22 protein-coding genes are annotated in these 19892 nt (G+C 69.4%); 15 read left to right on the top strand and 7 right to left on the bottom strand.

Annotated elements, in window-relative coordinates; translation table 11 throughout:
- Positions 1 to 48: 48 nt before the first annotated feature.
- The 4 genes from ACFQ9K_RS42905 to ACFQ9K_RS42890 all read right to left on the bottom strand — a co-directional run bounded on the left by ACFQ9K_RS42905 (position 49) and on the right by ACFQ9K_RS42890 (position 3204).
- On the bottom strand, positions 49 to 510 hold the full coding sequence (locus ACFQ9K_RS42905) for an SRPBCC family protein (RefSeq protein WP_378984471.1): 462 nt from the start codon (positions 508 to 510) through the stop codon (positions 49 to 51).
- A 193-nt stretch (positions 511 to 703) separates the two neighbouring features.
- The gene (locus ACFQ9K_RS42900; RefSeq protein WP_378727272.1) at positions 704 to 1156 is read right to left on the bottom strand and encodes a hypothetical protein; all 453 of its coding nucleotides are present in this window, start codon (positions 1154 to 1156) and stop codon (positions 704 to 706) included.
- A 68-nt stretch (positions 1157 to 1224) separates the two neighbouring features.
- The gene (locus ACFQ9K_RS42895) at positions 1225 to 1581 is read right to left on the bottom strand and encodes a helix-turn-helix domain-containing protein (protein ID WP_378727270.1); all 357 of its coding nucleotides are present in this window, start codon (positions 1579 to 1581) and stop codon (positions 1225 to 1227) included.
- A gap of 441 nt (positions 1582 to 2022) precedes the next feature.
- Positions 2023 to 3204, bottom strand: a complete 1182-nt coding sequence (locus ACFQ9K_RS42890; protein ID WP_378721332.1) for a PP2C family protein-serine/threonine phosphatase — start codon at positions 3202 to 3204, stop codon at positions 2023 to 2025.
- A gap of 136 nt (positions 3205 to 3340) precedes the next feature.
- Between ACFQ9K_RS42890 and ACFQ9K_RS42885 the strand changes: the two genes are divergently transcribed.
- The 3 genes from ACFQ9K_RS42885 (at position 3341) to ACFQ9K_RS42875 (ending at position 5208) form a co-directional block, all read left to right on the top strand.
- Positions 3341 to 3823, top strand: a complete 483-nt coding sequence (locus tag ACFQ9K_RS42885) for a MarR family winged helix-turn-helix transcriptional regulator (protein WP_378721331.1) — start codon at positions 3341 to 3343, stop codon at positions 3821 to 3823.
- Positions 3824 to 4153: 330 nt separating this feature from the next.
- Complete coding sequence (locus ACFQ9K_RS42880) at positions 4154 to 4504, top strand: STAS domain-containing protein (RefSeq protein ID WP_378721330.1); 351 nt, start codon at positions 4154 to 4156, stop codon at positions 4502 to 4504.
- Between the two features lie 131 nt (positions 4505 to 4635).
- Complete coding sequence (locus ACFQ9K_RS42875; protein ID WP_378721329.1) at positions 4636 to 5208, top strand: DUF2867 domain-containing protein; 573 nt, start codon at positions 4636 to 4638, stop codon at positions 5206 to 5208.
- Here the strand turns inward: ACFQ9K_RS42875 and ACFQ9K_RS42870 are convergent.
- Positions 5205 to 6149 carry a helix-turn-helix transcriptional regulator gene (locus ACFQ9K_RS42870; protein ID WP_378721328.1) on the bottom strand — a complete coding sequence of 315 codons (945 nt, stop codon included), beginning with the start codon at positions 6147 to 6149 and terminating at the stop codon, positions 5205 to 5207. The two genes, ACFQ9K_RS42875 and ACFQ9K_RS42870, sit on opposite strands and share 4 nt — an antisense overlap.
- 291 nt (positions 6150 to 6440) lie before the next feature.
- Here ACFQ9K_RS42870 and ACFQ9K_RS42865 point away from each other — a divergent pair, with 291 nt between their 5' ends.
- The gene (locus ACFQ9K_RS42865; RefSeq protein ID WP_378721327.1) at positions 6441 to 7265 is read left to right on the top strand and encodes an RNA polymerase sigma factor SigF; all 825 of its coding nucleotides are present in this window, start codon (positions 6441 to 6443) and stop codon (positions 7263 to 7265) included.
- A 21-nt stretch (positions 7266 to 7286) separates the two neighbouring features.
- Here the strand turns inward: ACFQ9K_RS42865 and ACFQ9K_RS42860 are convergent, their stop codons facing one another.
- Positions 7287 to 8627: an APC family permease gene (locus ACFQ9K_RS42860; RefSeq protein ID WP_378721326.1), complete on the bottom strand. Its 1341-nt coding sequence runs from the start codon at positions 8625 to 8627 to the stop codon at positions 7287 to 7289.
- A gap of 197 nt (positions 8628 to 8824) precedes the next feature.
- On the opposite strand from ACFQ9K_RS42860, the gene ACFQ9K_RS42855 reads away from it, so the two are divergent.
- The 11 genes from ACFQ9K_RS42855 (at position 8825) to ACFQ9K_RS42805 (ending at position 19441) form a co-directional block, all read left to right on the top strand.
- Positions 8825 to 10996, top strand: coding sequence for a catalase (locus tag ACFQ9K_RS42855; RefSeq protein ID WP_378721324.1), 2172 nt, complete (start codon positions 8825 to 8827; stop codon positions 10994 to 10996).
- Positions 10997 to 11033: 37 nt separating this feature from the next.
- Positions 11034 to 12044, top strand: coding sequence for an iron-containing redox enzyme family protein (locus ACFQ9K_RS42850; RefSeq protein WP_378721323.1), 1011 nt, complete (start codon positions 11034 to 11036; stop codon positions 12042 to 12044).
- 31 nt (positions 12045 to 12075) lie between these two features.
- Positions 12076 to 12729, top strand: a complete 654-nt coding sequence (locus ACFQ9K_RS42845; protein WP_378721321.1) for a HemK2/MTQ2 family protein methyltransferase — start codon at positions 12076 to 12078, stop codon at positions 12727 to 12729.
- A 10-nt stretch (positions 12730 to 12739) separates the two neighbouring features.
- Positions 12740 to 12916: a CDGSH iron-sulfur domain-containing protein gene (locus tag ACFQ9K_RS42840; protein WP_378721334.1), complete on the top strand. Its 177-nt coding sequence runs from the start codon at positions 12740 to 12742 to the stop codon at positions 12914 to 12916.
- 204 nt (positions 12917 to 13120) lie between these two features.
- The gene (locus tag ACFQ9K_RS42835; RefSeq protein WP_378721320.1) at positions 13121 to 13921 is read left to right on the top strand and encodes a GAF and ANTAR domain-containing protein; all 801 of its coding nucleotides are present in this window, start codon (positions 13121 to 13123) and stop codon (positions 13919 to 13921) included.
- Positions 13921 to 14703 carry a GAF and ANTAR domain-containing protein gene (locus tag ACFQ9K_RS42830; RefSeq protein ID WP_378721319.1) on the top strand — a complete coding sequence of 261 codons (783 nt, stop codon included), beginning with the start codon at positions 13921 to 13923 and terminating at the stop codon, positions 14701 to 14703. The genes ACFQ9K_RS42835 and ACFQ9K_RS42830 overlap by 1 nt, the downstream gene beginning before the upstream one ends.
- Positions 14704 to 15035: 332 nt before the next feature.
- Entirely contained in the window at positions 15036 to 16175 is a 1140-nt protein-coding gene (locus ACFQ9K_RS42825) for a glycosyltransferase family 1 protein (RefSeq protein ID WP_378721318.1), read from the top strand.
- Complete coding sequence (locus tag ACFQ9K_RS42820; RefSeq protein ID WP_378721317.1) at positions 16172 to 17284, top strand: glycosyltransferase; 1113 nt, start codon at positions 16172 to 16174, stop codon at positions 17282 to 17284. Before ACFQ9K_RS42825 ends, ACFQ9K_RS42820 begins: the two co-directional genes overlap by 4 nt.
- Positions 17281 to 18300, top strand: a complete 1020-nt coding sequence (locus tag ACFQ9K_RS42815) for a glycosyltransferase (protein WP_378721316.1) — start codon at positions 17281 to 17283, stop codon at positions 18298 to 18300. Before ACFQ9K_RS42820 ends, ACFQ9K_RS42815 begins: the two co-directional genes overlap by 4 nt.
- Positions 18297 to 19121 carry a glycosyltransferase family 2 protein gene (locus tag ACFQ9K_RS42810; protein ID WP_378721315.1) on the top strand — a complete coding sequence of 275 codons (825 nt, stop codon included), beginning with the start codon at positions 18297 to 18299 and terminating at the stop codon, positions 19119 to 19121. Before ACFQ9K_RS42815 ends, ACFQ9K_RS42810 begins: the two co-directional genes overlap by 4 nt.
- 83 nt (positions 19122 to 19204) lie before the next feature.
- Positions 19205 to 19441, top strand: coding sequence for a hypothetical protein (locus ACFQ9K_RS42805; protein ID WP_378721314.1), 237 nt, complete (start codon positions 19205 to 19207; stop codon positions 19439 to 19441).
- Between the two features lie 12 nt (positions 19442 to 19453).
- On the opposite strand, the gene ACFQ9K_RS42800 is transcribed toward ACFQ9K_RS42805, so the two are convergent.
- Positions 19454 to 19834 (bottom strand): low affinity iron permease family protein, encoded by a 381-nt coding sequence (locus ACFQ9K_RS42800; RefSeq protein WP_378721333.1) that lies wholly within the window; start codon positions 19832 to 19834, stop codon positions 19454 to 19456.
- Between the last annotated feature and the right edge of the window lie 58 nt (positions 19835 to 19892).

The following is a 19892-nucleotide window of genomic DNA, read 5'->3' as shown; positions in this document are numbered from 1 at the left end:
CCGCGACGGTGTCGATATCCGTCGCGGCGGCGCGAAACGGCGGTCCGCTCAGGCGTCCGGGCGGGCGACATCGCCACGCCAGGCGCCGGTCTCCTGCGAGCGCTGCTCGATGAACTTCTTGAACCGCTCCATGTCACCCTTGACCCGGTGATTCAGCAGGCCGAGCTTGTCGGCCGCGTTCTCGACGAAGCCCTCGGGGTCGATATCCATCTGCGCGGTGACCCTGGTCGTGTTGTCGTCCAGGCGGTGGAAGGTGATCACCCCGGCGTGTTCGGGACCGTTGTCGGATTTCCACGCCACCCGCTCCTCCGGATGCTGCTCGGTGATCGTGGCGTCGAATTCCCTGGTGACACCGGCGATTTCGGTCACCCAGTGGGTGTGGGTGTCGTCGATCTGGCGAATTTCCTCGACGCCCTGCATGAACTCGGGAAATGTCTCGAACTGGGTCCACTGGTTGTACACGTGGGTGATGGGAACCTCGACGTCGACCGACTCGGTGATGGTGCTCATCGCTACCTCCTGATTGTTCGGCTGATGGACGCCACGAGCTGACGCGGAGTGCATCATTCGCGCATCGTTCTTGCCGTCTCGCAGTACCCGGTCGAGCCCGACCTACACATCGGCCGTTCCGGCCGGTCGCTCGTGCTCAATCCGGTTGCGCGCGTGGCAGATCACGGTCTCGGCGCAGCTCATGCCGCGGCGGCTACTTCGCTCGCTCGTCCGGGGCGGCTTCGTGCGCCGGCTGCCCCTGGGTGCGACGCTGCCGTTTGAGTTCGGCCTCGTGCAGATGACGGTGCCCGCCGGTGAGCCGACGCGCGTGTTCTTCGAGTTCGCGGACGCAGCGGTAGTAGGTCTGGTCGTAGTCCTCGACTACCTGGAAGGTCCAGCGACCGGGTAACACGTTGCGCCCCACGAGCTCTCGGTCGAGTCGCGCGGCGAGCTCAGTGTGTCCGGCCGTGCGGAACAACTCCGCGGCGCGCTCGATCGCGAAATCCGCGCTTCCGGTCTCGCGGTGAAAGCTGTAGAGGTGGCCGCGCGCCACTTCGATCATTTCCAGCGCCTCGGTGAGTTTGCCCACCGCCTCGACCGTGCGCGGGTCATAGGCGTCCGCGGTGGGCTGGTCATCGTCCAGCCTCGGATCCGGTGTCGGCGTCATATCCGCCAGTTACCCGGCAGCTCACGAAAGATGCACTGGTGATCCGGCGCCGCCCACGATCGCCGGTCTCAGGCGGGGTCGTCGCGCTGGTCGAGTGTGTGCTGGAGGGCGGCGTTGAGCCGGAGGGCCTCGGCGAGCTGATCCTCGAGGATGACGATGCGGCAGGCCGCGTCCATGGTGTTCCCGGAATCGACGAGTTCGCGCACGCGCCCGGCGATGCGCAGCTGATAGCGCGAGTAACGGCGGTGGCCGCCCGCGGATCGCTGCGGGGTCAGCAGGTGGGCCGCGTCGAGACCGCGGAGGAAGGCCTGGGTGACGCCGAGGATCTCCGCGGCCCGGCCCATGCTGTAGGCGGGATAGGTGTCGTCGTCGAGTTTGTCCGCGGCGCTGGCGCCGTCGGCGGGATCGATGTTCGGTTGCTGCACTGCACCTCTCGTATTTCAACGCTCGGAAGGCCCCGGCGCGGTTGCGCCGGGGCCTTGGATCTAGGAAGAGGGGGTTGACTTCAACTGTCACCGGCCACGAAGGCCGTTACTTCACACCGCATCCGGCGCGTGCCGGGACGCGGATCCGATAGATGACTCTTCAGTGACCACCTCCTGGGACTGCCGGCGAACTCGAACGTTGCCTGTCGTTTTCTGTTCCCGTCCCCCCTCCGGCGGTCCGGCCGATTGCACCGGATTCTCTTCTCCGCCGGAGGGGTGACGGGGTGGAACTTCAACATTCCGGGCAGTTCATCTGCCCAACCTCTGGACTTACTGTTCGAACAAGAGAGACATTACCGCAGCCTCAGCGGAATGTCTACATCCGCCACAGTAGATTTTCGAGTGCGGACATAGACGGTTAATTCACCTGGTCAGACCGATTCAGGTGGCGCGAGGACTGTTCCAGTCGATGCAGACCACGACCGCATCGTCGAGCAGATCGGTGCCCTCGTGATAGTCGAGCAACTCGGTGATGATGGCGCGCGCCGCCTCGGAGGCGGGCAGGTTGCTGGAGGCGTGGATCGCGAGATCGAGGTTGGTGGAACCGTATTCGACCCCGGTGGGGGCCTGGGCGGTGTGCACTCCGTCGCTGACGATGACCAGCCGGTCGCCGGGTTCGACCTGGAAGGACTGTTCGCGGTAGTCGGTGCCGTCGAACATGCCCAGCGGCAGTTGCTGCTCGAACTCGATCAGCTCGACCGCCCCGGCACGCAGCCGCAGCGCGCGCGGCGAGCCCGCGTCGATCACGCCCACGCGGCCGGTGGCCACCTCGAAGCGCATCAACAGCGTCGAGACATGCTGGCGGCCGCCGTACTGGGCGTAAAGGGCTTGATCGGCCAGACATGCCTGGTCGGCGATGTCCAGACCGGCTCGCCGGGCGTTGCGCAGGGCGCTGATCGCCAGGTTGGTCAGCAGGGCGGCGCCGATGCCCTGCCCCATGCCGTTGGACACGGTGACGGTCAGATAGTCCGCCGAGGTGCTCCAGTCGAAGTTGTCGCCGCCGATGGTGTAGGCGGGTTCGAGTTGCCCGCCGAGGGAGTACTCCGTGCGCGCGCAGCCGCGTCCCGGCAGCAGTTGCCATTGCATCTCGGCGGCGAGGCTGAGCCGTTCCCGGCGACGAGCTTGCAGATAGAGGTCGGTGTCGCGTTCGGCGACGATCAGTTCGTGGCCGAGCACGGTGGCCACAGCGGCCAGCGCGTCCTGCCGGTCACCGGCGGGCGCCGCAGGCAGGTGGACGCGCAGGATGCCGAGGCGGTCGCCGCGCACGGCCACCGGCAGGTGGACCGTCACCCCCTCGGCGTTCGGGCCGGGTTCCAAGAGCACCTGCTGGGCGGTGAAGGCCCGGCCCGCTGTCGTGGTCCGGATCGGCAAAGGCGTTGCGGTGTGCGGCAATTCGATGACCGGCTGCAGCACGGACAAGCGGTAGTCGGCCAGCAGCAGGTCCACCGAGGTCGCCGCGAAATCGGCCCGCAGCGTGGCGCGGACGACGTCGAGCAGGGCGTGCGGGGCGCTCGCGCGCAGCGCTCTCTCGGCACGACCGAGCGAGTCATCGGTGCGGATCATGTGGACCTCCGAGAGTCGAGCCCCCGGGGGCTACGTGGCTGCGGCCGATCGCAACGATTGTCGTGCGACACGGACCGACGAGATTACCGCGTGCCAGGGGTGTCGCCCGGCTGGGGCGACGTGTCACAGTAATGGCATGAACAGTGCGCGGCGGCCGGACCGATCCGGGACCGATCTCGCCGCAACGGTCGAACAAGCGGCGGCCCAACTGATGGCGTTATGGGGCCGGGCACAGCAGGCCGTAGGCACCCGCGTGTCGCCCTCGCAACTCCAGGCCCTGACCATCGTGCAACGGCACGGGCAGATCAATCTCAACGGCTTGGCCGCCGAATTGGACGCGATGCCGTCCTCGGCGAGCCGGCTGTGCGACCGGCTGCAAGCCGCGGGATTGCTTGCCCGCACGGCGAGTCCGGCGAATCGTCGCGAGGTGATGCTCGCCTTGACCAAGGATGGGCAGCGTCTGCTCACCCAGGCCGGCGACAACCGGCGCCGCGAATTGGCCCAGGTGCTGCAGGGGATGAGCGTCGCGGGGCGAGCGGCCCTGCTGGCGGGCCTGGCGGAGTTCAGTACGAGCGTCGAACGGAGCGCCGAGGTCGCGCGGCAGGAGCGTCGAGCCTGACCGGCTCGAACCATTGCCAACATTTTCCGTATAGCAAGAAACTTACTCGACATACCTCGCGTACCATGCGACGCCGGATTCGAGACCTTGTGCCCTAGTGTGGATTACAGCCACCGGCTGCGAGGCCGCGGCTCGACCGCGCCCCCACCCCGATCGCAGCTACCGAGCCATGGGGCGGTAAGGTTTTTCGCCTGATGTGCTGTTGACGACACCGATCACGCCCGACCGCCCCGATCGTGCGTGCCCGGTAACTAGCTTCTGAATATTTGTCGTGCGACAATTATTCGGCGGATCGCACCGAACCGGTCCCCGGAGAAGGTGAGGCCGGTCGTGAGTTCACCCAGCGCCATCCTGGCGAATGCCCCTATGTCCCAGCGGTATCCGAATGTCGTACCCGGCGAGGTGCGGTGTTTCCCGCAGGAGGATCCGCCGCGGGTGGCGATGTACGGCGACATCGACTTGACTACGCAGCCCCAGCTCGACCGCGCCTGTCGGGAACTCGCCGAATTCGCCCCCGCCGACGTCGTGGTCGACCTGGCCGAGGTCACCTTCCTGGGATGTGTCGCGCTGCGGCTGCTGGTCGCGCTGACCGCCCGGCTGTCGACAACCGGACACACGATAGCCATTCCGTCGCCGAGCCTGCCCGCGCGCCGCCTGCTCGAACTCGCGGGATTCCTGTAGGCCGCGCGGCACGCGCGGCGTCGTCGAGGGTCGCAAAGGGAACGCCGCGCGGCGTCTATCGTGGAGCCGAGCTTCCGGTCCTCGACGTCGATGACCTGCACGACTGTGGTCGCTGAAGGGAAGGTCACGCGATGCGGCTTCCGGAGACCGCGCACACCGGCCACCCGTGGCGAATCCACGAGATCACCAAGGACTTCCGGGTCGAGGATGTGTGGGCGCTGCCCACACCGGGCGGCCCCGACGATTTCCCGCGCCTGGTGCGGCGACTGGCCGCAGGCACCCACAGATCGGCACCGGTCCGCGCGCTGTTCGCGATTCGCTGGCGACTCGGCGCGCTGTTCGGCTGGGACCGCGCCGATTCCGGCCTCGGCGCGCGGGTGCGAACGCTGCGCGACCGAGTGCCGCTCGATCTACGCGCCCTGCCCGCAGGTCCGGATCTGCGCGCGTTGCCCTTCACGTCGGTGTACCTGACCCACGACGAGTGGGCGTTGGAGAGCGCCAACCGGACCGTGCACGCGGTGCTGCACATCGGCTGGGTGCCGGACGAATCGGCCGGCGGCTACCGCGGGCAGCTGGCCATGCTGGTGCAGCCGAACGGCGTGCTCGGGGCGATCTACCTGGCGGCGATCGCACCGTTCCGGCGGCTGATCGTGTGGCCGTCCGCCATCCGGTCGATCGGGCGCGATTGGCAGACCAGTCGTTAGTCCCGCAGTGTTCGGCTCGGATGGTGGCCGTAGGCGTTCTTGTACGCGTGCGCGAACCGCCCGGTGTGCGCGAACCCCCACTCGTATGCGACCGAGGTCACGGTGACCAGATCGCCGGCCACCGCCGCGCGTAACTGCTCGTGCGCCGCGGCCAGCCGCAGTCGGCGCAGCATCGCCAAGGGCGTGGTGTCGAGATGCTTGCGAAAGGCCAGTTGCAGCGCGCGGATCGTCACGAACGCGGCCTCGGCGATGTCGGCGACGGCGATGTCTTCGCCGAGGTGGGTCTCGATGTAGGCGACGGCGCGGCGGACCGCGTCCGGATGGGCGTCGCCGCGGTCCGCGGCGGTCGGCTCGAGCGCCCCGGTCGTCGGCATGGTGTCCAGTACGGTCGCGGCCAGATAGTCGGCGAGGCTCGCCGCGACGATATCGCCCACCGCGACCTCGGGACCGGCCGCGACCAGTTGCAGATGCTCGATCGCGCGGCTCAGACGCCGCCCCGCGCTCGCGCTGACCGGCCGATGGCCGGCGAACCGGACGGGCTTGCCCAGAGCGGCCGGATCACACACCCTGGCGAGCAACGCCGGATCGAACATGGTGACGCTGTATCGAGCCGAGCGGATCGTCCCGCGATACGGCGCCTCCGAGGACAACAGCCCGACCTCCCCCGGGCTGAACACCTCGACGTTCGCACCGCGGTACGTCTCCTCGACGCGGCCGCTCTGCACCGCGCACAGGCACACCTTCGCCAGCGGATCGGCGTCGTAGTTCAGGTCGAACCCGACGTCCAATTGATCCAGGCTGACCGGGCCGAGCATGTCTCGGCGAATGTGCGCCGAGGCCGGCTGCGGGCCGCCACTTCCGATGCGCATCGTCGTGTACGCGCTGTTGAGGAAGACCTCGATCGCGCCGAGGTCGTCACTGTCGAATACCAGAGTTCGCACGATCGTCCTCGTTCCTGTCGGCCCTGCCGAACGTACCTTTCGTCGGATCGAGGTATCGCTCCCGCCGCACGCGTCGACGCGACGGCTCCTCGGGCGTTTACCCGCACGCTCGCGACCCAAACGCCCGAGAGCGTCCTTCGTTTTCTGTCCCGCGCGCCGAGCACGTCTTCGTAAACGGGACTGACGCCGGCGGTCCGGCACTGCGATGCTGGGAGGGCGGCAAGTCGATTGAGGATGTTCACGACTAGGAGCAGAACCTCAGCGCAAACTTGCGGCGTAGGGACGATTCCGATGACCGACCATTCCAGTCTGGTTACCCACGACGCCCGCACCGCTCGCCGGCGCGGCCCCGACTCCTACGACGGGATCGAAACGTCGCTGGCCACGCTCGCCGACCTGGCTCCCGGCTCTCCTGAACACTCCCGCCTGCGCGAGGAGATCCAGCGCCGGTGCCTGCCGCTGGCCGACCACATCGCGCGCCGCTACACCGGACGCGGCGAATACTATGAGGATCTCTACCAGGTCGCCTGCCTGGGCCTGGTCGCGGCGATCGACCGTTTCGACCCGGCGCGCGGCACCCCGTTCACCGCGTTCGCCGTGCCCACCATCATGGGCGAGGTCCGCCGTCACTTCCGCGATCACGGCTGGGCGGTGCGAGTTCCGCGCCGTACCAAGGAAATTCAGCTCACCCTGGCCCCCGCGATCGAATCCCTGTGTCACCGGCTGGCCCGGATGCCCACGGCCGTCGAGATCGCCATCGAACTCGGGGTGGACCTGCTCGAGGTGACCCAGGCGATGCTGGCGGCCAACGCCTACACCAGCGACTCGCTCGACACCTCGGCCCACGACAGCGATTCCGATTACGCCCCGAGCGCGGCCGACTCGTTCGGCGCGGAGGACGCGGGCTATCAGCTCACCGACGAGGCACTCACCATCGCGCCGTTGCTCGACGAACTCCCGCCCCGCGAACGCCTCATTCTGCACCTGCGGTTCTTCGGCGGCCAGACCCAATCGCAGATCGCCGACCGGCTGGGCGTCTCCCAGATGCAGATCTCCCGCATCCTCAGCAGGACACTCGCCCACCTCCGCGACAGCGCCCTGACCACCGAGAATTGATCCCCGCCGCATCGAATATCCTTATCCCCGAACCGAATCGGGCTCGAGCCCGTCCGCTTCGGATTCGACGGCCAAGCCGCCCCGGCGGGCCCGCACGGCATTGACGGCGGCCAGCAACACACCCACCGCGACCAGGATCAGCCCGCGCACCCAGACCGTGCCCTCGATCCGGGTGAACAGGAACAGACACGAACCGAGACCGAGCCACGGGACGGCGACCGGCACCCGGAAATGATCCGGTTCGCCCGGCTCGCGGCGCAGCACCAGCACCGCGGCGTTCACCGAGCCGAACACGACCAACAGCAGCAGCACCAATGTCGCTGCCAGCGAGTCGATTTCGCCGGTCAGGGCGAGGACCAGCGACACCGCGGAGGTGGCAAGGGCGGCCACCCACGGCGTCCGCCTGCCGGGCAGGACCCGACCGAACACCCGCGGCAGCAGTCCGTCGTTCGCCATGCCGTACACCAGGCGCGAGGACATGATGCCGGTCAGCAGCGCACCATTGGCCACGGCGACCAGGGCGATCAGGCTGAACACCCAGTCCGGGAGGTCGCCCGCGGCCCGAACCACCTCCAGCAGCGGGCCGCTGGACTCGCTCAGTCGCTCGGTGGGCACGCTCGCGCTCGCGACGACACCGATCAGCACGTACACCACCCCGGCCGTGAACAGCGCACCGAACAGCGCCCGCGGATAGGACCGGCGCGGATCCTTGACCTCCTCGGCCAGATTCACCGAGGTCTCGAATCCGACGAAGGAGTAGAACGCCAGCACCGTCCCCGCCAGCACGGCGTCGAATCCGCCGTGCCGGGCCGTGCCGAGATCAGTGAGACGTCCGAGGTCGGCGTCGCCGCGCGCGATGATCCAGGCGCCGAGGACGATGATCAGGACCAGGCCGCCGAGTTCGATCAGGGTCGCCACCAGGTTCGCCCGCAACGACTCCGTCACCCCGCGGATGTTGAGCGCGGCCAGGGCCGCCAGGAACACCACCACGACCGCCGCCAGCGGCCAGGACACCAGCGCCGCCAGGTAGTCGCCGGCGAACGCGCGGGCCAGCGCACCCACCGAGACCAGCCCGGCGGCGAGCATGCAGAATCCGACGAGCGACCCGGCCGCGGGCCCGAACGCCGCGGTGACGTAGTGCGCGGAACCGCCTGCCCGTGGGTATTTGGTGGCCAGTTCGGCATAGGAACCGGCGGTCAGCGTGGCGAGCACCAGTGCGGTCAGCAGGGGCAACCAGATCGCCCCGCCCGATTCCCGCGCCACCGCACCGACCAGCACATAGATGCCGGCCCCGAGGGTGTCACCGAGGATGAAAAAGAACAGCAGGCGGGTACTTACCGATCGGTTCAACGCCAGGGCCATGTTCCTCCGATACCCGGATGATCTCCGTTGACGCGCACCGGCGCGATTCTGGCCGCGGCGAAACCGAGCGGGTGCGGCTCGCCGTTTGGCTGGTACCGGGCCGGGTATGGCCAGGCTCGAATCCGCCCCGTGCGCTGTGAGGCGCACCGCGCGAGCGCGGCAGGGCCCTACTCGCGACTACAGGAGGTACCGCCGAAATGTCTCCATCCACCCGCGGTTCGAAGTCGAAGACCACTCCCCAGCCGATCCTCCCCGGGGTGCCGGGCGTCGAGCCGCCCGCGGCGCAAGAGCCGACGCGACCCCGCGAGCCGCTGCCCGCCAAACCCGACCAGGTCGCGCCCCGACCGGTGTCGCCGACCGGCCATCCGCTCGACGCGGACCCCCGGGCGATGGCGCAGCAGGGCGCCTTCCTGACCACCGCGCAGGGAGCACGGGTACCCGATACCGACCACTCGCTCAAGGCGGGTCCGCGCGGACCGGTCCTGTTGCAGGACCACCACCTGCGCGAGAAGATCACCCACTTCGATCACGAGCGGATTCCCGAGCGGGTGGTGCACGCGCGCGGCGCCGCGGCGCACGGGGTATTCGTCGCCAATGGCGCGGCGAAGAAGATCACCTGCGCGTCGGTGTTCGAAAAGGGCAAGGAGACACCGGTTTTCGTGCGCTTCTCCACCGTTCTCGGCTCACGCGGCTCGGCCGACACGGTCCGGGACACCCGCGGCTTCGCCACGAAGTTCTATACCGACCAGGGCGTCTGGGACCTGGTCGGCAACAACATTCCGGTGTTCTTCATCCAGGACGGGATCAAGTTCCCGGACATCATCCACGCCGCGAAGCCCCATCCGGACCGGGAGATCCCGCAGGCGCAAAGCGCGCACGACACCTTCTGGGATTTCGTGTCGCTGCACACCGAGGCCACCGCGCACACGCTCTGGAACATGTCCGACCGGGGGATCCCGCGCTCCTATCGAATGATGGAAGGCTTCGGCGTCCATACCTTCCGGCTCGTCGACGCGCGCGGGAAGACCGTCCTGGTGAAGTTTCACTGGAAGCCGAAGCTGGGCGTGCACTCGTTGCTGTGGGAGGAGGCGCAGATCGCGGCCGGCGTCGATCCGGACATGCACCGCAGGGACCTGGCCGACGCCATCGAAGCGGGCGCGTTCCCGCAGTGGGATCTGGGTGTGCAGGTCTTCCCCGACACCGAGGACCAGATGTTCGAGGGGATCGATCTGCTCGACCCGACCAAGCTCGTGCCGGAGGAACTGGCGCCGGTCCAGGTGATCGGCACGATGACGCTCAACCGGAACCCGGTGAACTATTTCGACCAGACCGAGCAGGTCGCCTTCCATCCGGGCCACCTGGTGCGCGGCATCGACGTCACCGATGACCCGCTGTTGCAGGGCCGCTTGTTCTCCTACCTCGACACGCAGATCTCCCGGCTCGGCGGGCCCAATTTCGCGCAGCTCCCGATCAACCGGCCGCAGGCCGAGGTGAACGACCTGCTGCGCGACGGAATGCACCAGACCGCAGTGCATTCCGGGGTGGCGCCGTATCGGCCGAACAGCCTGGACGGTGGGTGCCCCTTCATCGCGGGCGCGGACACGACTCTGATCGAATTCCCCGAGCAGGTGGCCGGGGCGAAGGTCAGGGAGGCGCCGGCGACCTTCGACGACCACTTCAGCAGCGCCCGCCTGTTCTACGCCAGCCTCACCGAGATCGAGCAGGCCCACGTGGCCGACGCCTACAGCTTCGAGCTGGGCAAATGCTACGAGAAGGCGATCAAGGAACGCGCCGTGACGGTGCTGCGGGAGATCGACGAGCAGCTCGCTCAGACCGTCGCTGGGCGTCTGGGAATCGCCTTGCGCGGCAAGGGAACCAAGACCGTCGAGGTCACCCCCTCCCCCGCGTTGTCGCAGCTCGGCGGCAGCTGGCCGAGCGACGGGCGGATCATCGGCATCTTCGCCGACGAGAAGTCCGATCTCGCCGCGCTGGCCGCCACCGTGCGCACCATCGCCGAGCAGTCGATGACGCCGCTGGTCATCGCGGCCCACGGCGGTGAACTCGGCAGCGGCGCACAGCAGGTGACGGTGTCGCGGACCCTGGCCACCGCGCGGTCGATCGAGTTCGACGCGCTGCTGATCGCCGCCACCGCGCCCGACCCGCGGCTCACCGTGCTGATACAGGAGGCGCATCGGCACCTCAAGGGCATCGCGTTCACCCCCGACGGGCAGCCGGCCGTGCACGCCGCCGGGATCGCCGACAGCTCGGCCGGGGTCGACGCCGCGGACGGCATCGGCGCGGCCTTCGACCTGCTCGCGGCCGCGCTGCCCGAGCATCGGGTCTGGGCCAGGGCCGCCGAACTCGCCTGATCCGCGTCGAGCCGCCGATCTTGGGTACGCCGACCTCATGACTACCTCTTCCGTCGCCGAGGTCGGCGTTCTGCCCGCCCCGCGTGGCGAGCTGTCCGCGGCCGTGAACGATGTGCTGTCCCGCTCGCCGGGCAGTTCCGTCCCGCGGCTGCCCGAGCTCGATCCCTACGGCGAGGACTTCCAGCTCGCCCTGCACACCTGCTACGAGCTGCACTACCACGGTTACGGATCGGTGGACACCGGCTGGGAATGGGACCCCGGCCTGCTCACCTTGCGCTCGGCGATGGAGCAGCGGTACCTGCGGGCATTGCACGACGATGTCCCCGGCGGCGCCGATCTCGACGCCGAACTCGAGCGTCTGCTGCTGACCCCCGCCGAGGAGACCGGCGTCAGCGCGTTCCTGCGCGACGAGGGCCTGCCGTGGCAACTGCGCGAGTATTTCGTGCACCGCTCCGTCTATCACCACAAGGAAGCCGACCCCTACGCCTGGGCCATCCCGCGCCTGCGCGGGCAGGCCAAGGCGTCGCTGGTCGCGGTGGAATTCGACGAGTTCGGCGGCGGCCGCGGCGAACGCGTCCACGCTCAGCTCTACGCCGACCTCCTGGCCGGCGCCGGGCTCGACCCCGGCTATCTGCGCTACCTCGATCGCGTGCCGGCGCCGATGCTCGCGCTGGTCGACATGATGTCGCTGTTCGGCCTGCACCGGGCCTGGCGCGGCGCGCTGGTCGGGCACTTCGCCGCCGTCGAGATCACCTCGCCACCCGGCGCCCTGCGGATGGCGCAGGCACTGGGGCGCTGGGACGAATTCGACCCGGCCTGTGCGCTGTTCTATCACGAGCACGTCGAAGCCGACGCGGTGCACGAGCAGGTGCTGCGCGAGGTGATCACCGACCTGCTCGCGCGCGAACCGGAGCTGTGCGCGTCCGTCGTCTTCGGTATCCAGGTCACCGATCTCCTGGAGGACCGGTTCGGCGACCACGTGCTCGGTAGCTGGCGTGCGGACCGCACCTCGTTGCGCGAGCCGCTACTCGCCGTTGATCGTGATTAGGTCCGTCGCTGCCGGGCATTGCCTTTCGGTGATGTTGCTACGTACCCCGGGCGTCTACCGCCCGCAGACGGACACCTGGTTGCTGGCCGCCGCCCTGGCCGAGGCCGCGCTTCCGCCCGGTGGCGACGTGGTCGACGTGTGCTGCGGCACCGGCGCGCTGGCGGTACACGCCGGGCTCGCGGGCGCGGCCTCGGTCACCGCGGTCGACATCTCCCGCGCGGCGGGCATCTCGGCCTGGGCCAATTGCCGGCTGCGCGGCATCGACGTCGAAGTGTTGCGCGGCGATTTCGAGACCGCGCTTCGCGGCCGGCGATTCGACATCCTGCTGGCCAATCCCCCGTACGTGCCGCACCGGCACGGACAGCCGGTGCGCGGCCGTAGCCGGGCGTGGCATGCCGGAACCGACGGCCGGTCCTTTCTCGACCGCCTCTGCGCGCGCACGCCCGCCCTGCTGAACCCGCACGGCACGGCGTTGATCGTGCATTCCGCGGTCGCCGACCCGGACCGCACCATCACCCACCTGCGGGACGGCGGGTTGAAGGCCGCGGTCGTGGCGCGGGCGACGATCCCCTTCGGTCCGGTGATGCGCCGGGGCATCCCGCACCTGATCGCCGAGGAGTTGATCACCCCGGGACAGCAGTACGAGGAATTGGTGGTGATCCGTGCCGACAAGACCCGAAAATGACCGGCGGAGAATAACTTTCACCGCCGACGGTCCCGCGCTGGTGGAGGGCCCGGTGGAAATCGTCACCGCCGACGGCGCCACGATCGACTGCGACCGGTTCCAGGTGGCGCTGTGCCTGTGCAAGCGCTCGAAAATCTACCCGCTCTGCGATACCAGCCACCGCAGGCGCCGCCGCGCCGCCTCCTGATCTCCCTACCCGGGGACCACCGCCGTTTCGACCAGGGAAGCGCGGGCATCCGACCGTGGTGACCTCCACGGTGCACCTGCGGCGCCCGGTGCGCAGGTCAACGATCTCGGCGCGCGGAACCGACGCACGGCACGACACCGCCCCGGGTATCGAGCCGCCGAGCCGTTCTGGATTAGGGTTGCTATCAACAGACAGGAGTCCAGCGTGTCCGGAGACGATCCCGGGCGGCGCACCGAAGGAGAGCATCCGATAGTCGGCGGCTCGGCTCGGCGCGACACCGACAGTGGCTCCTTGTTCACCGGTATCGATACCCTCTGCGCGGCCGCGGTGCGCCTCACCGGCGCGGGCGGGGCGGCGGTCGCGGTGCTCAGCGCCGGGTCGCAGGCCAGAGAACTCGTCTACGCCACGGACCCCACCGCACAGCAGATCGACGAGCTGCAATTCGTCATCGGCGAGGGGCCGTGCCTGGACGCCTACCGGCGCGCCGAGGCCGAACTGTGGCCGGATCTGGCCGACGAGCGCGCGAGCCGCCGGTGGCCCGTGTTCACCTCGGACGCGCTAGCCCTCGGCGTGCGGGCCGCGTTCGCCTTCCCGGTGTTCGGCCGGAAGTCGCCGATCGGGGTGCTCGAGCTCTACCGCGGCTCGGCCGGTGAGCTGGACCGGCACGCGCGCCGGTTCGCCGCGGCCTGCGCCGACGCCGTCGGCGGCACCCTGTCGGCGAATTGGGCTGTGCGCGTGCGGGATGCGGGCAGCGTGGACCAGGCCATCGAACTCAGTGCCGCCGGGGAACATCCGGCGGACAGCGTCGAATTCTCCCGGACGGAGGTCTACCTCGCCGCAGGCATGGTGTCGGTGCAATTGGGCGTGACCACGGCCGAGGGGCTGGACCGTTTACGCGCCTACAGTTACGCCCAGGGGCGCTCGATCACGGCGGTGGCGGCCGATATCGCCGCGGGCAGCCTGTCCTTGCGCGACCAACGTGACCTAACCGAAGGCGAGCAGTGATGGACACCGCGCAAACGCGACTCGCGGTCGCGCAGCTGACCGCGACACTGACCACCGATTTCGACGTGCCGACCGTGCTGCACACGATCGCCGAACACGCCCGCGACTGCTTCGACGCCTACTCGGCGGTGCTGGTACTGCTCGACCGACGCAACCCCGAGGGCGAGGAGCGTCCGTACATCGTCGCCGAGGCGCTCCCCGACGGACACTCGGCGGACCCGCAGCTGCACTCGATCGGACCCGGCTACACCAGTGCCCGCGACGGCGCGGTGACCATGATCGCCGACCTGGACGCGCAGAACGACACGAGCTGGCCCAGCTACCGCGAACACGCGATCGCGGCGGGCATGCGGGCGGTGCGCGCCTACCCGGTCACCGCGCTCGCCACGCCGCTCGGGTCACTGATCGTGCACACCGAAGAGCCGTGGGGGTCCCTGCGGCCCAACGAATTCGGTCAAATGCTGGCCGATATCACCGCGATCGCGCTCTCCCTCGGGCGGGTCGACGGCCGCCGCGCCAGCACCATCGAAACGGTGCGGGCCGTGCTGCACGGCACCACCGTGACCGCCCTCGCGATCGGCATCCTGGCCCAGGTCTTCGGTCTCGACGTCGACGACGCCCGCACCCGGCTGGCGCAGCTCGCCTGCGCACACGGCGTCACCCCTGCCGAGCAGGCCCAAGCCATCGTCGCCGCACAGGACACCCACCCCACGGACCCGGCGAAATCCGGCGCGCTGCATCCACCCGAGACACCGGCCGCGCCGCGCCAGTTCGACAGCTGAGCCGGACCGCAACGCCGCCTGCCCGGCTCCGGTCGACTGGTGAACGGTTCGGAACAGGCCGCCAGGTTTGGTTCTTGTCGCGGCGGCTATCCGCTTTCCGCGGGCCACGCGCCCGCTGCCGGCCGCCCGCGACCGCGTGCGGGCGCGATGTGGCCGACGATCCGCGGACCGATCCACGGGGCCGCCGAAATCATCTGCCGGCCTGGCCATCTCGCGCCCAGAAGCCGCCACCACATCGCGGCGAAGAACCCACCCGCCCGGTTTGCGTCAGACAACGCAGGGTAGATCGGCAACGACTCAGCCACACGATCGTTTGGGAAAGGGTGCCGGCCATGCAGATCTCCGAAGGTGAGCGGCGTGTTCGCCACGCTGTCGACACCGGCGCGCACCGGGCCGCCGATGCGCGAACGCACGCCACCCCCGTGCGGGTCGCGTCGGTGCCCGCCTCGCACGTCTACGTGCGGCATCTCTCGGCCGTCGACGGGGGCGACGGCGTGGTGCGGCTGCCCGATCCACGCCCGGCCGACGGGCGTACGGTGCCGGGCGGCTGGTGGCCCCCGGTCATGCTCGACCCGCAGTGGATTCGCCGCAACCATCGCAGCTTCGACGTGTTCCACGTGCACTTCGGCTTCGACTCGGTCGAGACCGAGACGCTCGCCGACATCGTCGGCGAACTACGCGCGCACGGCAAGCCGCTGGTCTACACCGCCCACGATCTGCGCAATCCGCACCAGCCCGATCCCCGCGGGCACCGGGCGCAACTGGACGTCCTCATTCCGGCCGCCGACGAGATCATCACGCTCACCCCCACCGCGGCGGCGCAGATCGACCGACTATGGAATCGAAGACCGCACGTGCTGAGCCATCCGCACGTCGTGCAGCGCGAGCTCATCGATCTGCCCCGCCCGGCCCAGCCGTTCGTGCTCGGCGTGCACGCGAAAAGCCTGCGCCCCAACATGGATCCGCTGCCGATCCTGGACGTCCTCGCCGACGTCATCGGCGACCTGCCGGGCGCGGTGCTGCGCATCGACCTGCACGACGAACTCTTCGACCCGGACAACCACTGGTATGCCCCGGCGGCCGCGGCGGCGCTGGTCGACTTCGGCCGCCGTCCCGGAGTCGAGGTGCGGGTCCATGAGTACTTCACCGATGACCAACTGTGGCAGTATCTTTCGTCGCTGTCCGCGTCCGTGCTGCCGTACCGCTTCGGCACCCATTCGGGCTGGCTGGAAGCCTGCTACGACCTCGGCACCGCGGTCGTGGCGCCGAGCTGCGGCTGCTACGCCGAGCAACGACCTTGTGCGACTTACGTTCTCGATGAGACGCGGTTCGACCCCGGCTCGCTGGAACGCGCGGTCCGCTCCGTGTACGAGGGCGGCGCCGAGCGCGCGCAGTGGTCCGCGCGCCGGGTCGAGCGCATCGAGTTGGCGGCCGCGCACCGCGCCATCTATGACAGGGCGCTCGCCGGATGAACGCGCGCAGCGGGTTGTCCATCGCCCTGCTCGCCTCGAACCGGCATCCGATCAGGCAACCCTTCGCCGGCGGGCTCGAAGCGCACGTGTGGCACCTGGCCCGCGCCCTGCAGTCGCGTGGTCACCGGGTGACCCTGTTCGCCGCCGACGGCAGCGATGCGCAGGCGGCGCAGTCGGCGTTGCGGGTGCGGGCCTTCAGCCCGAGCGCCGCGGCCGCCGCCGACTCGTCGATGCAGCCGCGACAGTTCCTCGCCGACCACCATGCCTATCTGACGGTGATGACCGACCTCAGCGCGATCGGACCGGGGACGTTCGACGTCATCCACAATCACAGCCTGCACTATCTCCCCGTCGCCATGGCCCCCGCGGTGGGCGTCCCGATGCTGACCACCTTGCACACGCCGCCGACGCCGTGGCTGGAATCGGCCCTGGACGTGAGCAAAGGACTCGGTTCGGCGTTCGTCGCCGTCAGCAGGCACACCGCGCACGCGTGGCGGCATGTCGTGCGTCCCGTCGGCGTCGTGCCCAACGGGATCGACCTGCGGGCCTGGCCGAGCGGCGCCGGCGGCACCGACCTGGTCTGGTTCGGGCGCCTGACCCCGGAGAAGGGCGCGCACGTCGCGGTGGCCGCCGCGCGCCGCGCCGAGCGGCGGCTGCATCTGGCGGGCCCGATCAGCGATGCCGGCTACTTCCGGGACGTCATCGAGCCCGACCTCGACGACAACACGCGCTATCACGGCCACCTCGATCAGGCGGCGCTCGCCGACCTGGTCGGGTCGTGTGCGGCCGCGCTGGTCACCCCGCTGTGGGACGAGCCGTACGGCCTGGTCGTCGCGGAGGCGCTGGCCTGCGGCACCCCGGTGGTCGCGTTCGAACGCGGCGGCATTCCGGAGATCATGGATCCGGCCTGCGGCAGGCTCGTCACGCCCGGCGACGTCGACGCCATGGCCGCGGCCGCGGCGGAGGCCGCGACACTCTCGCGCGCCGACGCCCGCGAGCGCGCCGTGGCCTCGTGCGGCATCACCGCGATGGTCGACGCCTATCTCCGGCACTACCAGCAGCTCATCGCCACGCCGCGATATGGCGAAACCCGTAAGGGGGCAGCATGATCGGCTACTACATCCATCATCATGGCGCCGGTCACCTCGTGCGCGCCCGCACCATCTGCGCCGAAATCGCTTCGCCGGTCACCGTTCTCACCTCCCTCCCGGTCGACGACCCGGTCTTCGCGCGAACTGTCGCACTGCCCGCGGACGATGCCGCGGCCGAGGTGGTGGATCCCACCGCGGCGGAGCGCCTGCACTGGGTCCCCAAAGCCGATGCGGGACTGCGGGATCGGATGGCGGCCATCTCGGAATGGATCGCCGCCGAACGGCCCCGCGCCCTCGTGGTGGACGTGTCCGTCGAGGTCGCGCTGCTGGCCAGGTTGCACGGCGTGCCCGTGGTCACCATGGTCCTGCCGGGCACTCGCACCGACGCCCCGCACAACCTGGTGCACGACATCGCCGACGCGCTGATCGCCGCCTGGCCTCGAGCGGTGTACGACCCGACCTGGCTGCACCCGTACGCGGACAAGACGCACTACATCGGCGGCGTCAGCCGATTCGCGGCCCATCCGCCGATCGCGCCCCGCGATGCCGCGGTCCGGCCGGCCGTCCTGGTCCTCGCCGGCGCGGGCGGGAGCGGATTCACCGCGGAGACCATTCGCGAATGCGCGGACAGACATCCGCAGTATCACTGGCGCACAGCCGGTTTGGGCGATTGGACCGATGATCTGTGGCCGCTGCTGAGCAGTGCGGACGTGGTGGTGGCCCACGCGGGGCAGGGAGCCGTCGCCGATATCGCCGCCGCGGGTAAGCCCGCCGTGTTCATCCCGGCGCAGCGTCCGTTCGGCGAGCAGCGTGCCACCGCGAGCGCGCTCGCCGACACGGGCCTCGCGCTCGCCGTCGACGAGTGGCCCGGCCTGCACGAATGGCCAGGGCTGATCGACGCCGCGCTGCGCCTGGACACCAGCCGATGGCGGCAGTGGCGGACCCACGGGGCCGCGGGCCGGGCCGCGGCCGTCATCGATCGAGTCGCCCGGGCGGTCTCCCCCGCCGGCCGGACGCGCACGTCCGCCGCGTGAGAACCGCCGTCATCACCCTGGCCGCGCACCGAATCACGCACTTGCGCAACCAGATACGCGGACTGGCCCGGAGCACGACGGCACCGGACGAGCACATCGTCGTCGCCATGGGCGACCGGGAGGTCGTCGACCTCGCGCGGCGACACCGTGCACACACGGTGTGGATCGACGCGCCGACGCCCCGGCTACCGCTGGCCCACGCTCGCAATCTCGGTGCCAGGGCCGCGATCGCGCGCGGTGCCGAACTCCTGGTGTTCCTCGACGTGGACTGCGTTCCCGACCCGTGGATGATCGCCCGCTACCGGGCCGCCGCCACCACCGAACCCCTGCTGCTGTGCGGACCGGTCACCTACCTCCCGCCCGCCCCACCGGCCGGATACGACCTCCCCGGTCTGCGCCGGCACCGCGCACCGCATCCGGCCCGGCCGGACCCACCCGGCCAGACCCATTCCGACAGCACCGATTTCGACCTCTTCTGGTCGCTCTCGTTCGCCCTCACCGCCGACACCTGGCGCCGCATCGGCGGCTTCTGCACCCGCTATCACGGCTACGGCGGCGAAGACACCGACTTCGCCTACAAGGCCGCCGCCATCGGCGCGCGGCTACGCTGGACCGGCGGCGCCGACGCCTACCACCAATACCACCCCGTCTCCGACCCGCCGATCGAACACCTCGACGACATCCTCACCAACGCAACCATTTTCCACCGCCGCTGGGGCCACTGGCCGATGCGCGGCTGGCTGGACACCTTCGCCGCCAACGGCCACATCACCTACGACCACGCCACCCAGCGCTGGCACTCGATGAGCATGCCCCACTAGCCGGTTCTCCCGCAGCCCGCCGATCGTGGATTCAGCCTGGCCGGAATGGAGCCGTACGCGATTACTGCCGAGTGTGGCGGGTAGTGCCTGCTGGACTGCGCCAAGACATCACCACTGCCGCCGACGCGGGCGACGAGGCCACTGCCGATCGCCTGCGCGAGGAACTGAGCGCAGCGATCGAAAACGCCGATTCCGGGACCGACCCGGGTGCGCCCGAGCACGGCGCCGCGCCTGATCTCGCGGGTACCGGTGCGGCACCGCAACCGCCCGACGCGGCCGACCGCGGAACCGCCGAGGACCCGTCAGCACCGCCGGATTGAATCACCGCGGGTTCATGCCGACTCGCGCTCCTCCAGACCGACGGCGTCGGCCAATTCCTTGCGGTGCCGTTCCAGTTCGGGATGCTCGGCACTCAACTCGCCCATGAAGTCGGACAGCGCATCGGCGATGGCGTTGAGTTTTTGCTGCACGGCCTCGTCGGAGCGGGACTGGGTGTTCTGCAGCAGGGCGACGAGCAGGAAAGTGATGATGGTTGTCGCGGTGTTGATCACCAGTTGCCAGGTGTCGATGCTCGGCAAGAGCAGGAACGTCGGCGCCCACAGCACCACGAGCAGCACACAGAAGACGAAAAACCCTGCCTTGGCGGTTAATTCAGCGGCGCCGGTGGCGAACCTGTCGAAGACGGTCAGCTTGCCTCGCACCTCGGAAGGCATGGTCTTGGCCGCACTACCGGCCCGGCGCGCATTCTTGTCCATGAACCCGTTCTCCCTT

Origin of the sequence: Nocardia sp. NPDC056564 (assembly GCF_042793755.1) — a bacterium.
Lineage (GTDB): Bacteria > Actinomycetota > Actinomycetes > Mycobacteriales > Mycobacteriaceae > Nocardia.
The sequence above is the reverse complement of the archived record's forward strand: the minus strand, read 5'-3'. Positions and strand labels throughout refer to the sequence as shown.